General features: G+C 71.9%; 12 protein-coding genes and 1 pseudogene. 7 read left to right on the top strand and 6 right to left on the bottom strand.

Annotated elements, in window-relative coordinates; translation table 11 throughout:
* Positions 1 to 36: 36 nt before the first annotated feature.
* The 4 genes and pseudogenes from rhaS to V6N00_RS05460 form a co-directional block, all read right to left on the bottom strand.
* The gene (rhaS, locus tag V6N00_RS05475; RefSeq protein WP_334231063.1) at positions 37 to 1,092 is read right to left on the bottom strand and encodes a rhamnose ABC transporter substrate-binding protein; all 1,056 of its coding nucleotides are present in this window, start codon (positions 1,090 to 1,092) and stop codon (positions 37 to 39) included.
* A gap of 59 nt (positions 1,093 to 1,151) precedes the next feature.
* The gene (locus V6N00_RS05470) at positions 1,152 to 2,204 is read right to left on the bottom strand and encodes an ABC transporter permease (RefSeq protein ID WP_334231062.1); all 1,053 of its coding nucleotides are present in this window, start codon (positions 2,202 to 2,204) and stop codon (positions 1,152 to 1,154) included.
* Entirely contained in the window at positions 2,201 to 3,232 is a 1,032-nt protein-coding gene (locus V6N00_RS05465) for an ABC transporter permease (RefSeq protein WP_334231061.1), read from the bottom strand. Before V6N00_RS05465 ends, V6N00_RS05470 begins: the two co-directional genes overlap by 4 nt.
* Positions 3,229 to 4,732: pseudogene (locus V6N00_RS05460) on the bottom strand (sugar ABC transporter ATP-binding protein). The gene V6N00_RS05465 and the pseudogene V6N00_RS05460 overlap by 4 nt, the downstream one beginning before the upstream one ends.
* A 140-nt stretch (positions 4,733 to 4,872) precedes the next feature.
* On the opposite strand from V6N00_RS05460, the gene V6N00_RS05455 reads away from it, so the two are divergent.
* On the top strand, positions 4,873 to 5,874 hold the full coding sequence (locus tag V6N00_RS05455; RefSeq protein WP_334231060.1) for a LacI family DNA-binding transcriptional regulator: 1,002 nt from the start codon (positions 4,873 to 4,875) through the stop codon (positions 5,872 to 5,874).
* A 21-nt stretch (positions 5,875 to 5,895) separates the two neighbouring features.
* Here the strand turns inward: V6N00_RS05455 and V6N00_RS05450 are convergent, their stop codons facing one another.
* Both V6N00_RS05450 and V6N00_RS05445 read right to left on the bottom strand, forming a co-directional pair.
* Positions 5,896 to 6,423 (bottom strand): DUF1697 domain-containing protein, encoded by a 528-nt coding sequence (locus tag V6N00_RS05450; protein WP_334231059.1) that lies wholly within the window; start codon positions 6,421 to 6,423, stop codon positions 5,896 to 5,898.
* Positions 6,420 to 7,226 (bottom strand): IclR family transcriptional regulator, encoded by an 807-nt coding sequence (locus V6N00_RS05445; protein ID WP_416385035.1) that lies wholly within the window; start codon positions 7,224 to 7,226, stop codon positions 6,420 to 6,422. Before V6N00_RS05445 ends, V6N00_RS05450 begins: the two co-directional genes overlap by 4 nt.
* An 81-nt stretch (positions 7,227 to 7,307) precedes the next feature.
* On the opposite strand from V6N00_RS05445, the gene leuC reads away from it, so the two are divergent.
* The 6 genes from leuC (at position 7,308) to V6N00_RS05415 (ending at position 14,067) form a co-directional block, all read left to right on the top strand.
* Positions 7,308 to 8,756, top strand: a complete 1,449-nt coding sequence (leuC, locus tag V6N00_RS05440; RefSeq protein WP_334231058.1) for a 3-isopropylmalate dehydratase large subunit — start codon at positions 7,308 to 7,310, stop codon at positions 8,754 to 8,756.
* A gap of 12 nt (positions 8,757 to 8,768) precedes the next feature.
* Complete coding sequence (leuD, locus tag V6N00_RS05435) at positions 8,769 to 9,368, top strand: 3-isopropylmalate dehydratase small subunit (RefSeq protein ID WP_334231057.1); 600 nt, start codon at positions 8,769 to 8,771, stop codon at positions 9,366 to 9,368.
* A gap of 230 nt (positions 9,369 to 9,598) precedes the next feature.
* A complete protein-coding gene (gene murA / locus V6N00_RS05430; RefSeq protein WP_334231056.1) occupies positions 9,599 to 10,927 on the top strand; it encodes a UDP-N-acetylglucosamine 1-carboxyvinyltransferase in 1,329 nt (442 codons plus the stop codon).
* Positions 10,928 to 10,985: 58 nt separating this feature from the next.
* A complete protein-coding gene (locus V6N00_RS05425) occupies positions 10,986 to 11,867 on the top strand; it encodes a lysophospholipid acyltransferase family protein (RefSeq protein WP_334231055.1) in 882 nt (293 codons plus the stop codon).
* A complete protein-coding gene (locus V6N00_RS05420) occupies positions 11,864 to 12,916 on the top strand; it encodes an NAD(P)H-dependent glycerol-3-phosphate dehydrogenase (protein ID WP_334231054.1) in 1,053 nt (350 codons plus the stop codon). The genes V6N00_RS05425 and V6N00_RS05420 overlap by 4 nt, the downstream gene beginning before the upstream one ends.
* A complete protein-coding gene (locus tag V6N00_RS05415) occupies positions 12,913 to 14,067 on the top strand; it encodes a D-alanine--D-alanine ligase family protein (protein WP_334231053.1) in 1,155 nt (384 codons plus the stop codon). Before V6N00_RS05420 ends, V6N00_RS05415 begins: the two co-directional genes overlap by 4 nt.
* Positions 14,068 to 14,090: the final 23 nt, after the last annotated feature.

The raw sequence follows: 14,090 nt of genomic DNA, 5'->3' as shown, positions 1-14,090 counted from the left end.
CCCCCCCCCCCCCCCCCCCGACGGGGTGGGATCGACTCAGAACTTGAACTGGTCGATGTTGGACTTGTCGAAGACGAACGGCGGGCCGAGCGTGATGACGCCGTCCGCGCCGACCGTGAACTCGGTCGTCTTGTTGCTCAGCCCCTCGGCCTGAAGCTTGTCGCCCTGCTTGCCGGTGATGGTGCCGTCGATCAGGGCCTTCGCGGCGAACGCGCCGAGCTTGCCGAGGTCCTGCGGGTTCCACAGCGCGAACTCCGGAACGGTGCCGTCCTTGACGTACTTGACCATCTGCTGCGGGTCGCCGAGACCGGTGAGCTTGACGGGGGAATTCTTCGAGTCGAGGTAGCGGGCCGCCGCGGCGATGCCGACCGTGGTCGGGGAGATGATGCCCTTCAGGTCCGGGTACTGGGAGAGCAGCGCCTGCGTCTTGTCGTACGAGGTCTGGTCGTCGTCGTTGCCGTACACCGTGGCGACGATCTGGATGTTCGGGTACTTGCTGGCGGTGTACTTCTTCATGGCGTCGTTCCAGGCGTTCTGGTTCGTCGCGTTCGCGGAGGCCGACAGGATGGCGACCTTGCCGGAGCTGCCGATCTGCTTGGCCATGATGTCCATCTGTTTCTGCCCGATCAGCTCGGTGCTGGAGGCGGAGACGTAGACGTCGCGGCAGCCGGGCTTGGTGTCCGAGTCGAAGGTGACGACCTTGACGCCGGCGGCCTTCGCCTGGCCGATCGCGCTGCAGAGGGCGTTGACGTCGTTGGCGGAGAGCACGATGGCCCCGGCCTTCTGCTGCGTGAGGGTGTTGATGTAGCTGACCTGGCCGTCCGCGGTGGCCTGCTGCGGGCCGACCTCCTTGTAGGTGCCGCCGAAGCCCTGGATGGCCTGCTGGCCGGCCTTGTCCGAGGCGTCGAAGTACGGGTTGCCGAGGTTCTTGGGCAGGAAGGCGATGGAGTAGTTCTTGCCGGCGGCGCTGCCACTGCCGCCGCCGGAACTGCCTCCGGGAGTCGGTGCGGCGCAGCCGGTCGCCACCAGGGCGAGGGCGACGGCGGCGCCGGCCAGGGCCGTGAGCCGCGTGCTGGGAGCGGTGAGCTTCATGATGCGTGTCCTTCGCTTGATGGTGGGCGGTGCTGCTGGATGGTGAGGGAGGGAACGGGTCAGGAGTGGGCGGCACGACGGGGTCGCGACGCGGCACGGTGCCGGAGGGCGCCGAGCCCGGCGAACAGCCGGGGGAGCAGGACGGAGGCGATCAGCAGGGCACCGGTGACGACGTTGATGACGTCGTCGGTGACGTTGGCCAGGCGCAGCACGCTGCGCAGGACGCCGATCGTCAGGACGGCGGCGATGACACCGGGCAGGGCGCCGCGGCCGCCGAAGATCGAGACACCGCCGACGAGCACCGCCGCGACGACGGAGAGCTCCAGGCCGAGGGCGTTGTCGCCTCGGGCCGAGTTGTACTGCAGGGTCCACAGCACGCCCGCGACGGCGGAGAGCAGCCCCGAGGCGACGTACAGCCAGAAGGTCAGCCGGCCGGTGTCGACGCCGGAGAACGCGGCCGCCTCGTCGTTCAGGCCCGCCGCGTAGATCGCGCGCCCCACCGGGGTGAAGTGCAGGACGACGATGAAGAGCGCGGCGAGGACGACGAAGAGCAGCAGGATGGCGGGGAACGGGGAGTTGTCGCCGCCGAGCCGGGTGGTCACGACCGCCTGCCACTCCGGCGGGAAGCCGGTGATGGCGTTGGTGCCGAGCAGGCCGACGGCGATGCCGCGGTACAGGGCGAGGGTGCCGACGGTGACGGCGAGGGACGGCAGCCCGACCGTGGTGATGAGGAACCCGTTGAGCGCGCCGGCCGCGATGCCCACGACGACCGCGACGGCGGCCGCCGCCGGGATGGACCAGCCGGCCTGGAACAGGACGCCGACGAGCACGCTGGACAGGCCCAGGGTGCTCGCCACGGACAGGTCGATCTCCCCGGTGATGATGATCAGCGTCATCGGCAGCGCGATCAGCAGGATCGGCAGCACGTCCAGGAGCAGGAATGCGATGGTCGTCGGGCCCGCGAAGTAGGGGACCGTCGTGTAGCCGATCAGGTAGACGACCACGAGGAGCACGACGATCGCGGCGTCCCGGCCGAGCAGCGCTCGCTTCAGGCGCGTGCCGCGGGTCGGCCCGACGGGGATGGTGCGCGGGGCGTCGAGCGTCGTGCTCATCGGATCGCTGCTTTCGTCGTGGGGGCGGGATCGAGCCGGGCGGCACTCTGCTCGGAGGTCAGGCGCCGCGCGGTCCGGGCCGCGAGCACCCGGTCCAGCACGATCGCCAGCAGGATGAGGGCGCCGACCACCGCCTGCTGCCAGAAGTCCGGGACGCCGATGGTGGGCAGGGTGCTGCTGATGGTCGTCAGCAGCACCGCGCCGAGCACCGCGCCGAGCGGAGTTCCGCTGCCGCCGAAGATCGCGACACCGCCGATGACGGCCGCCGCGACGGCCTGGAGCTCGAGGCCGGTGCCGGCGGAGGAGGAGACCGTCGCGTACCGGGCCGCGTACATGACGCCGGCCAGGCCCGACAGCAGACCCGAGAGGACGAACGCGATGAGCACCCGGCGTCCGACCGGCAGGCCGTACAGCCGGGCCGCCTGCTCGTCGGAGCCGATCGCGTAGAACTCGCGGCCGGCGCGGCGGAAGCCGAGGAAGTAGCCCGCGCCGAGCAGCACCAGCAGCGCCACGATGGCGAGGACGGGTACGCCGAGCACCGAGCCGACGCCGAGGTTGGTGAAGCCGTCCGGCATCTCGTCCGGGGTGATCAGCGAGGAGCCCTGCCAGATCACCTGGATGCCGCGGTAGGCGTAGAGGGTGCCCAGCGTGATCACCAGCGCCGGGACCTTCGCGACGCTGATGAGCACGCCGTTGAGCAGGCCGAGTGCCCCGCCGAGGGCGATCGCGAGGACGACGACGACGACGGCGGGCACCCCGGTCCAGGAGGAGAACATCGTGCCGGTCGCGAAGGCGGTGAGGCCGAGCGTCGCGCTGACCGACAGGTCGATGTTGCGGGTGACGATCACGAACGTCTGCGCGATGGCCAGCACCGCGAGGATCGAGGGCGTGAGCAGCAGGTTGGCGTACCCGCTGTCGGAGAACAGGAAGGACGGGTTGATCGCCGTCGTGACCGCGATGACGAGCACGACGGCGAGCAGGACCCCGGACTCGCGCCGCCGCAGCAGCGCCCCCACCCGGCCGTTCACGCCGCGCTCCGGGTCGCCGCGGTCATGACGGCCTCGCTGGTCGCGTCGGCGCGGCTCAGCTCGGCGGTCATTCGGCCCTCGCGCATCACGTAGACGCGGTCGCTCATGCCGAGCACCTCGGGCAGTTCGCTGGAGATCATGACGATGCCGTAGCCCTCGTGCGCGAGCTCGTCGAGCAGCCGGTGCACCTCGGCCTTGGTGCCCACGTCGATCCCGCGGGTCGGTTCGTCGACGATGAGCAGCCGTGGGCCGGTGGCCAGCCACTTGGCCAGGACGACCTTCTGCTGGTTGCCGCCCGAGAGGGTGCCGGCCTCGCTGTCCAGGCCGGCGGCCTTGACCTGCAGCCGGGTGGCCCAGTCCTTCGCGCTCGCGTACTCGGCGTCGCGGCTGAGCAGCCCGGCGCGGGCGAGCCGCCGGCGGATCACCAGGGTGAGGTTGCGGGCGATGGACATGTCGACGATGAGCCCCTGCTTGCGGCGGTCCTCGGGGACCAGGCCCATGCCGGCCTTGATCGCCGCGCGCGGGTTGCCCTTCGGCAGGGTGCGGCCGAGGAAGGTGACGGTGCCGGCGTCGTAGTCGTCGACGCCGAACACGGCGCGCAGCACTTCGGTGCGGCCGGCGCCGACGAGCCCGGCGAAGCCGACGATCTCCCCGGCGCGCACGCGGAAGGAGACGTCCTCGAAGACGCCGCGGCGGGTGAGCCCGGCGACCTCGAGCAGTGTCTCGCCGGCGGTGCCGTCCGTCTTGGGGAAGAGCGTGTCGACGTCGCGGCCGACCATCCGGGTGACGATCGCCGCGGGCGTGACGTCGCCGGTGCGGTCGGTGGAGACGTACGCGCCGTCGCGCATCACCGTGATGCAGGGCGAAGATCTCGTCGAAGCGGTGGGAGATGAACACGAGGGCGCGGCCCTCGTCGCGCAGGCTGCGGGCGACGGCGAAGAGCCGGTCGACCTCGACGCCGGACAGGGCCGCGGTCGGCTCGTCCATGATGAGCACCAGCGCGTCCAGGGAGATGGCCTTGGCGATCTCGATGAGCTGCTGGTCCGCGATCGAGAGGCCGAGGGCCGGGCGGTCCGGATCCAGCCGCACGCCGAGCCGGTCGAACAGCGCGGTCGACTGCGCCCGCATCGCGCGCCGGTCCACGGCGCCGCTGCGGGTGCGCGGCTGCCGTCCCATGAACACGTTCTCGGCGACGGAGAGGTCGGGGAAGAGCGTGGGCTCCTGGTAGATGACCGCGACGCCGGCCGCCTTGGACTCGGCGGTGGACCGGAAGTCGACGGGCTGGCCGCCGACCCGCAGCTCCCCGGCGTCGCGCTGGTAGACCCCGGCGACGATCTTCACGAGCGTCGACTTGCCGGCGCCGTTCTCGCCGATGAGGGCGTGGATGCTGCCGGCGTCGACGGCGAGGGTGCCGTCCGAGAGGGCGACGACGGGGCCGAAGGCCTTGGCCACGTGGGACAGCTCGAGCGCGGGGGTGGAGCCTGACGTACCGGTCGACATTGATCGGCCTCTCGGGTGGACTACAGCGATTGAATCGTTTCAGTCGTTGCCGGTACTGTAAGAAAGGTCACATGCCCGCGTCAAGCACCGGGCTCGGAATCGTTTCATCGGTGTGTTGGACGGGCGGGAAGGGCGGGGTCATGGCGGCGAGTGTGCGGGACGTGGCCGCGCGTGCCGGCGTCTCCGTCGGCACGGTCTCGAACGTCCTGAACAGCCCCGGCAAGGTCGCCGCCGCGACGGCCGAGCGGGTGCTGGCCGCCATCGACGACCTCGGGTTCGTGCGCAACGACGCCGCCCGCCAGCTGCGCGTGGGACGGTCGAGCAGCATCGGCCTCGTCGTCCTGGACGTACGCAACCCGTTCTTCACCGACGTCGCGCGCGGTGTCGAGGAGCGGGCCGCGGCCGAGGGGCTCTCGGTGCTGCTCGCCAACAGCGACGAACGCGGCGACCGCGAGGCCGCGCACCTCGCCCTCTTCGAGGAGCAACGGGTGCGCGGCATCCTCATCTCCCCGGTCGAGGAGGTGCTCCCGCAGCTGCAGGGCCTGCGCAACCGCGGCATCCCGTCGGTGTTCGTGGATCGGTTGGCGTCCACCCCGGGCTGGTCGAGCGTGTCGGTCGACGACGTGCGCGGTGGGCGGGACGCGGCCGAGCACCTGCTGGCGCGCGGCCGGCGGCGTCTGCTCTTCGTCGGCGGCCCGCTGGACTTGCGGCAGGTGCAGGACCGGCTCGAGGGCGCCCGCGCCGCGGTGGCGCAGGTCGAGGAAGCCCGTCTGGACGTGCTGCCGGTGGCGGGGCTGACGATGGCGCAGGGCGTCGCCGCGGGCCGGCGGATCCTCGCCCTGGGCGCGGACCTCCACACCCGGTCGGACGCCGTCGTGGCGGGCAACGACCTGATCGCGCTCGGCGTGCTGCAGGGCGTCGCGATCAACGGGGGCATCCGGGTGCCCGAGGACCTGGCGATCGTCGGCTACGACGACATCGACTTCGCCGCCGCGGCCGCCGTGCCCATCACCTCGATCCGGCAGCCGCGAGAGCGGATGGGTGCCCTGGCCCTCGAGCTGCTGCTCGAACAGCTCGACGGCAAGGAATCGCGCCAGATCGTGCTGCAGCCCGAACTGGTGGTGCGGGCGTCGTCGGGCTGAACGCCCTCGGCCCGCCGCTCCTCAGTCCGCCGCGACGACCTTCAGCAGCGTGCGCAGATTGCGCGTCGTGGTCGTCTCCTTGAACCGCTTCGTCGCCGAGACCTTCGTCAGCGGGGACGCCAGCGTGCCGCCCACCGGGGCCGTCCAGGCGATCGCGTGCCGGTGGAGGCGGACGGGCTCGTCGGAGCCGGCGTCGACCGCGGCGGCGACGAGCTCGTCGAGGGCCGACGGGTCCGAGGCCAGCGTCAGGTAGGCGTGCTGCTCCGTCGAGTCGGCGGGGAAGGGGCAGTCCGCCGCGATTCTCTCCACCTGCGCCCGGGTCAGGACGACGACCCACGCGTCGTACCCGAACGCCTCACGCAGCCGCTGCTCGACCAGGTCCTTCGCCTTCGCCGCGCTCAGCGCCGTCGTGCACAGCACGTTGCCCGAGGCGAGCAGGGTGCGCACGCCGGTCAGCGGCTCCGCATCGAGCGCGGCCTTCAGCTTCGCCGACGTGATCGAGACGCCACCGACGTTGACGCCGCGCAGGAAGACGGCGAACCGGTTCACGCCCGGCCCCTCCGGGGGGTCGCCGCCGAGAGGCCGTCGGCCGAGAGCCGGTCCGCGGACACCGCGTCACCCTCGACGCCCCCGCCCTCGGTGGCTGAGCGCAGGGCATCGGTCAGTTGCCGGGCCGACCGGACGACGACGTCGGCGTGCAGGCGACCGGGCTGGCGGGTGAGCCGCTCGATGGGACCCGAGATGGACACCGCGGCGATCACCCGGCCGGACGGGGCGCGCACGGGTGCCGAGACGGAGCCGACGCCTGGCTCGCGCTCGGCCAGGCTCTGCGCCCAGCCGCGTCGCCGCACGCCGGCGAGCACGGTGGGGGTGAAGCGGGCGCCCTGCAGGCCTTCGACCAGACGGTCGTGGTCCTCCCAGGCCAGCAGCACCTGGGCCGCCGAGCCGGCGCGCATCGAGAGCTGGGTGCCGACGGGGATGGTGTCGCGCAGGCCGATCGGCCGCTCGGCCGAGGCCACGCACACGCGCCAGTCGCCCTGCCGGCGGTACAACTGGGCGCTCTCGCCCGTCGCGTCGCGCAGACCGATCAGCACCGGACCGGCGGCCGCGGTGAGGCGGTCCTCGCCGGCGGCGGCGGCCAGTTCGACCAGCCGGGAGCCGAGCACGAACCGGCCCTGCACGTCCCGGCCGACGAGGCGGTGGTGCACGAGAGCGAGGGCGAGGCGGTGCACGGTGGGCCGCGCCAGCCCGGTGGCGGTGACGAGCTGCGCGAGCGTCGTCGGGCCCGCCTCGAGCGCATCGAGCACGAGAACCGCTTTGTCGATGACGCCGACTCCACTAGAGTTGTCCATGTACTGATATTGCCGTCTCATTATTCGAGACGCAAGCCCTGGTCGAACAAGACCGGACACGACGACGAAGGAGTGAGGGTCGTGGGCAGGACACTGGCGGAGAAGGTATGGGACGACCATGTCGTCCGGCGAGGTGAGGACGGCCAGCCGGACCTGCTCTACATCGACCTCCACATGCTCCACGAGGTGACGTCCCCCCAGGCGTTCGAGGGCCTCCGCCTGGCCGGGCGCCTCCTGCGGCGTCCCGACCTGACGATCGCCACGGAGGACCACAACACGCCGACGCTCGCGATCGACAAGCCGATCGCCGACCCGACGAGCCGCACCCAGATCGAGACGCTGCGCGCCAACTGCGCCGAGTTCGGCGTCCGGCTGCACCCCCTCGGCGACGCCGAGCAGGGCATCGTCCACGTCGTCGGCCCGCAGCTCGGTCTCACCCAGCCGGGCCAGACCGTCGTCTGCGGCGACTCGCACACCTCCACCCACGGCGCCTTCGGGGCGCTCGCCTTCGGCATCGGCACCTCCGAGGTGGAGCACGTCATGGCCACCCAGACGCTGCCCCTGAAGCCCTTCAAGACGATGGCGATCACGGTCGAGGGCGAGCTGGGCGAGGGCGTGAGCGCCAAGGACATCATCCTGGCGGTGATCGCGAAGATCGGCACCGGCGGCGGCCAGGGCTACGTCCTGGAGTACCGCGGCTCGGCCATCCGGGCGTTGTCGATGGAAGCCCGGATGACGATCTGCAACATGTCGATCGAGGCCGGCGCCCGCGCCGGCATGATCGCCCCGGACGCCACGACGTTCGACTACGTCGCCGGCCGCCCCCACGCCCCGACCGGGCAGGACTGGGACGACGCCGTCGCCGCCTGGTCGCAGTTGCGCACCGACGACGACGCCGTGTTCGACGCCGAGGTGTTCCTCGACGCGACGACCCTCGAGCCGTTCGTCACGTGGGGCACCAACCCCGGGCAGGGCGTCTCCCTCTCGGAGTCCGTGCCGGACCCGGAGAGCTTCGGCGACGAGGACGCGAAGGCCGGTGCCCGGCGGGCGCTGGAGTACATGGACCTGGCCGCGGGCACCCCGATGAAGGACATCCGCGTCGACACCGTGTTCCTCGGCTCGTGCACCAACAGCCGGATCGAGGACCTGCGGGCCGCCGCCGACGTCATCCGCGGCCGCACCAAGGACCCCGACGTGCGCATGATGGTCGTGCCCGGCTCGGCGCGCGTCCGCCTGCAGGCCGAGGCCGAGGGCCTGGACCGGGTGTTCATCGACTTCGGCGCCGACTGGCGGTTCGCCGGCTGCTCGATGTGCCTGGGCATGAATCCGGACCAGCTGGCGCCGGGGGAGCGCTGCGCCTCCACGTCCAACCGCAACTTCGAGGGCCGGCAGGGCAAGGGTGGCCGCACCCACCTGGTCTCGCCCGTCGTCGCCGCGGCGACCGCGGTGCGCGGGACGCTGTCCTCGCCCCTGGACCTGGACCCCGTCGACGCGCCGTCGTCGCCCACCCCCGAGCCCGTCGCGGTCTGAGAGGAGACACCCATGGAGAAGTTCACCAGCCACCGCGGCATCGGCGTGCCCCTGCGCCGGTCCAACGTCGACACCGACCAGATCATCCCCGCCGTCTACCTCAAGCGGATCACCCGCACCGGCTTCGAGGACGGCCTCTTCGCGAGCTGGCGCAAGGACGAGGACTTCATCCTCAACCGCGAGCCCTTCACCCACGGCAGCGTGCTCGTCGCCGGCCCCGACTTCGGGACCGGCTCCAGCCGCGAGCACGCCGTGTGGGCGCTGAAGGACTACGGCATCGCCGCCGTGCTCTCCTCCCGGTTCGCCGACATCTTCCGCGGCAACTCCGGCAAGCAGGGCCTGGTCACCGCCCAGCTGGCGCAGGACGACGTCGAGCTGATCCTCAAGGAGCTCGAGAACGCGCCGGGCACCGAGGTCGAGGTCGATCTCGTGAACCAGGTCGTGACCTGCGGCTCGATCGTCGCGCCGTTCGAAATCGACGCCTATACGCGGTGGCGGCTCCTGGAGGGGCTCGACGACATCGGGCTGACGCTCACGCACGAGGACGACATCGCCGCGTTCGAGGCCCAGCGGCCCGCCTACAAGCCGACCACGCTTCCCGCGCGCCCCTGACGTCGGCCCGTCGGGTCCGCCCGACCTGCCGGAAGCGCATCCCGGCGCTGACCAGCGCCGATGTCGATCCGGCCGGTGGCGGACGCCACGTGCACGGCCGGGATGATCTGCGCCCGCATCCGTGTTGCACCTGGGTGCGACCGTCATGCTCTTATGCTTGACGTCAGGCCGACGGGCGCGCTTTCCCCCGACGGCACGTAAGCAGTAACGACGAACGAGGTCACGAATCCATGGCAAGTGTGTTGACGATCCGGGGTGGTGTGCCCCTGGCCGGTCGGGTGACCGTCCGAGGCGCGAAGAACCTGGTTCCCAAGGCCATGGTGGCGGCCCTGCTCGGCAACGAGCCCTCCGTCCTCCGCAACGTCCCCGAGATCAAGGACGTCAAGGTCGTCACCAACCTGCTGAAGCTGCACGGTGTCGAGGTGACGAAGGACCCCGTCAACGGTGACCTCACCCTCGACCCGACGCACGCCACGCAGGCCAACCGCGCCGACATCGACGCGCACGCCGGTGACTCCCGCATCCCGATCCTGCTGTGCGGGCCGCTGATCCACAGCGTCGGTGAGGCCTTCATTCCCGATCTCGGCGGCTGCCGGATCGGTGACCGGCCCATCGACTTCCACCTGTCCGTGCTGCGCAAGTTCGGCGCGATCGTGGAGAAGGGCGACGCCGGCATCCACATCACCGCGCCGCGCGGCCTCCAGGGAGCCAAGATCGAGCTGCCGTTCCCGTCCGTCGGCGCCACCGAGCAGGTCCTCCTCTCGGCCACCCGTGCCGAGGGCATCACCGAGCTGCGCAACGCCGCGACCGAGCCCGAGATCCTCGACCTCATCGCCGTGCTGCAGAAGATGGGCGCCATCATCAGCGTCCTGACCGACCGCACGATCCGCATCGAGGGCGTCAAGAGCCTCAGCGGCTACCAGCACCGTGCCCTGCCGGACCGCATCGAGTCCGCCTCCTGGGCGTCCGCGGCGCTCGTCACCCGCGGCGACATCTACGTCGAGGGTGCCAAGCAGCAGGACATGATGACCTACCTGAACGTGTTCCGGAAGATCGGCGGCGCGTTCGACATCGACGACGCCGGCATCCGGTTCTACCACCCGGGCGGCAAGCTCAGCCCGCTCGTCCTCGAGACGGACGTGCACCCCGGCTTCATGACCGACTGGCAGCAGCCGCTCGTCGTCGCTCTCACGCAGGCGGACGGCGTGTCCATCGTGCACGAGACGGTCTACGAGAACCGGTTCGGCTTCACCGACGCCCTCGTGCGGATGGGCGCCAGCGTCCAGCTGCACCGCGAGTGCCTCGGCAGCGTGCCGTGCCGCTTCGGCCAGCGCAACTTCCTCCACTCGGCGGTCATCTCCGGGCCCACCCAGCTGAAGGGCTCCGACATCGACGTGCCGGACCTGCGCGGCGGCTTCAGCCACCTGATCGCCGCCCTGGCCGCGACCGGGACCTCCCACGTGACCGGCATCGAGCTGATCAACCGCGGGTACGAGCGGTTCACGCAGAAGCTGGAGGCGCTCGGCGCCGACTTCGACCTGACCACGACCGATCACTGACCCGCCCCCTGCTCTCCACCGCGCCAGGTGCAGCGCAGATGCGGCACGGGAGGATGACGTGACGCCCCAGACCACTCCGGTGGACGCCCGGCAGATCTGGACGTTCCGCGGCCTGGCCGCGGCGGCGATCCCGACGCTGAACGCTCTCATCACGCACACCTGGCGGGGCGTCGAGCGACTGCCCCGGGACACGGGGTTCATCGCCGTCCCCAACCACGTGACGGAGATCGACCCGCTGATCGTCGGGCACTTCCTCTACAGCAACCGGGTGCTGCCGCACTTCCTGGCCAAGGACTCGCTCTTCCGCGTGCCCGGCCTGGCGCCCGTGCTGCGGTGGACCGGCCAGGTGCCGGTCACCCGCGGGGCGACGACGGCGAGCGGGTCGCTCGCCGCGAGCCGGAAGGTGATCGACGAGGGCGGGGCCATCATCGTCTACCCCGAGGGCACGCTTACCCGTGACCCGGACCTGTGGCCGATGCGCGGCCGCACCGGGGCGGCGCGGCTGGCCCTGCAGACCGGTGCGCCGGTCGTGCCGATCGTGCACTGGGGCGCGCAGGACCTGTTCCCGCGCTACGCCAAGCGGCTCCACCCGTTCCCGCGCAAGCGGGTGACCGTCGTGGCCGGCGTCCCCGTGGACCTCTCCGAGTTCCGGGGCCGCCCGCTCGACCGCACCGTGCTCGCCGCGGCGACCGAGAAGATCATGGCTGCCATCACGACGGAACTGGCGCGGCTGCGCGGTGAGGAGCCGCCGGCGTCGCGCTGGGACCCGGACCACCACGGCCAGCAGGCCACGGGGCGGCACTTCGACGGCGGGTCGCGCGCGGGAACGGCGGTGCCGACGGACGGGATGACGGACGCCCCCACGAACGACGCCGCGAGCGAGTCCACGGCCGCCCCCGCCGACGGGGACACCGCCGGTGGCCGCGGGGACGAGCGGTGAGCCCGGAGCCGTTCACGCGGATCGCCGTCGTCGGCGCCGGCAGCTGGGGCACCACGTTCGCCAAGATCCTCGCCGACTCCGCGGAGGCCTCCGTCGCCACGGCCGGCGGCCCCTCGACCGAGGTGCGCATCTGGGGTCGCCGGGCCGCCGTCGTCGAGGACATCACCGCCCGGCACCGCAACGACGCCTACCTGCCGGGCATCGCGCTGCCCACCACCCTGACGGCCTCGACCGACCTGCCCGGCGTCCTGCACGGCGCCGACCTCGTCGTGCTCGCCGTGCCCGCTCAGTCCCTGCGTCCGCAGTTGCCGCGCATCCGCGAACTGCTCGCGCCGCACGCCGTCGTCGTGTCCCTGATGAAGGGCCTCGAACTGCACACCAACGCCCGGATGAGTGAGGTCATCACCGCCGGGCTCGGCCTGCCGCCCGAGCGGGTCGCGGTGCTCTCGGGCCCCAACCTGGCGATGGAGATCGCCCGGGAGTCGCCCACCGCCTCCGTGGTGGCGTGCGCCGACGAGGCCGTCGCCGCGCGCGTGGCTGCCGCCTGCTCGCCGCCCTACTTCCGGCCCTACACGAACACCGACGTGGTCGGCGTCGAGTTCGGCGGCATCGTCAAGAACGTCATCGCGCTCGCCGTGGGCATCTGCGAGGGCAGGCAGATGGGGGACAACGCGAAGGCGTCCGTCATCACCCGCGGCCTGGCCGAGACCACCCGGCTCGCCCTCGCGCTCGGCGGCCGCGTCGAGACGATGGCCGGGCTCGCCGGGCTCGGTGACCTCGTCGCCACCTGCTCGTCGGCCCTGAGCCGCAACCACACCGCCGGCCGGCTGCTCGCCACCGGCCTGAGCGCCGAGCAGGTGACCGCGACGATGCGGCAGACCGCCGAGGGCGTCAAGTCCGCCCGGCCGGTGCTCGACCTCGGCCGCAGCCTCGGGGTGCGTATGCCGATCACCGAGAACGTCGTCGCGGTGCTGGACGGGGAGATCTCCGTCGACGAGCTCGCCCCCCGCCTGCTCGGCCGCGACCTGAAATCCGAAGGAGAACAGTGACCGAACCCGCCCAGCCCGGGACCGCCACTCGCGGACAGGACGGACGGATCCGCGTCGCCGTCCTGTTCGGGGGACGCTCGAGCGAGCACGCCGTCAGCTGCGTCACCGCCGCCGGCGTGCTGAAGGCGATGGACCGCGACCGGTACGACGTCGTGCCCGTCGGCATCACCCGGTCGGGCCAGTGGGTGCAGATGGACGACGCGCGGGTCCAGGCCTTCAGCCTCGGCGGCGGCACCCTGCCGGCCATCGAGGACGCCCACGCGACCGTCGTGACCGCACCCGGCGCCGGCTCCCACGAACTCCTCGTCACCGCGCCAGGCGAGCCGCCGCGCAGCCTCGGCTCCGTCGACGTCGTCTTCCCGCTGCTGCACGGGCCCTTCGGCGAGGACGGCACCATCCAGGGCATGCTCGAACTGCTCGGCGTGCCCTACGTCGGTGCCGGCGTCCTCGCCAGCGCCGTCGGCATGGACAAGGACTTCATGAAGATCGTCTTCCAGCACGCCGGCCTCCCGGTGGGCCCGTACGAGGCGATCACCGACCGGCAGTGGGCCGCCGACCGTGCCGCGTGCCTGCAACGGGTCGGGCGCCTCGGGCTGCCCGTGTTCGTCAAGCCCGCCCGCGCCGGCTCGAGCATGGGTATCACCCGGGTCACCGACCCGGCCGCGCTGGAGGCGGCCATCGAGACGGCCCGTGAGCACGACCCCAAGGTCGTCGTCGAGGCCGGGATCGTCGGCCGCGAGATCGAGTGCGCGGTGCTGGACCGGCCCTCGCCCGAGCGGCCCATCGCCAGCCTGCCCGGCGAGATCGTCGTCGCCGACGGCCAGCACACCTTCTACGACTTCGACGCCAAGTACGTCGACGCGCAGGCCGCCGCGCTCAGCTGCCCCGCGGACCTGCCCGCCGGGGCGACCGCGCGGATCCGGCAGCTCGCCGTCGAGGCGTTCGAGGCGGTCGCCGGCGAGGGCCTGTCCCGGGTCGACTTCTTCTACACGCCCGAGGGCGACCTGATCATCAACGAGATCAACACGATGCCCGGTTTCACCCCGATCTCGATGTACCCGCAGATGTGGGCCGCCACCGGGATCGCGTACCCCGAGCTGATCGACCAGCTCCTCGAGCTGGCGCTGGGCCGGAGCACCGGGCTGCGCTGAATCCGGCGGACCGCCCCCGGGGG

Source organism: Tersicoccus mangrovi, assembly GCF_036881825.1.
Taxonomy (GTDB): domain Bacteria; phylum Actinomycetota; class Actinomycetes; order Actinomycetales; family Micrococcaceae; genus Tersicoccus; species Tersicoccus mangrovi.
This window is presented reverse-complemented; position numbering and strand designations above follow the sequence as displayed.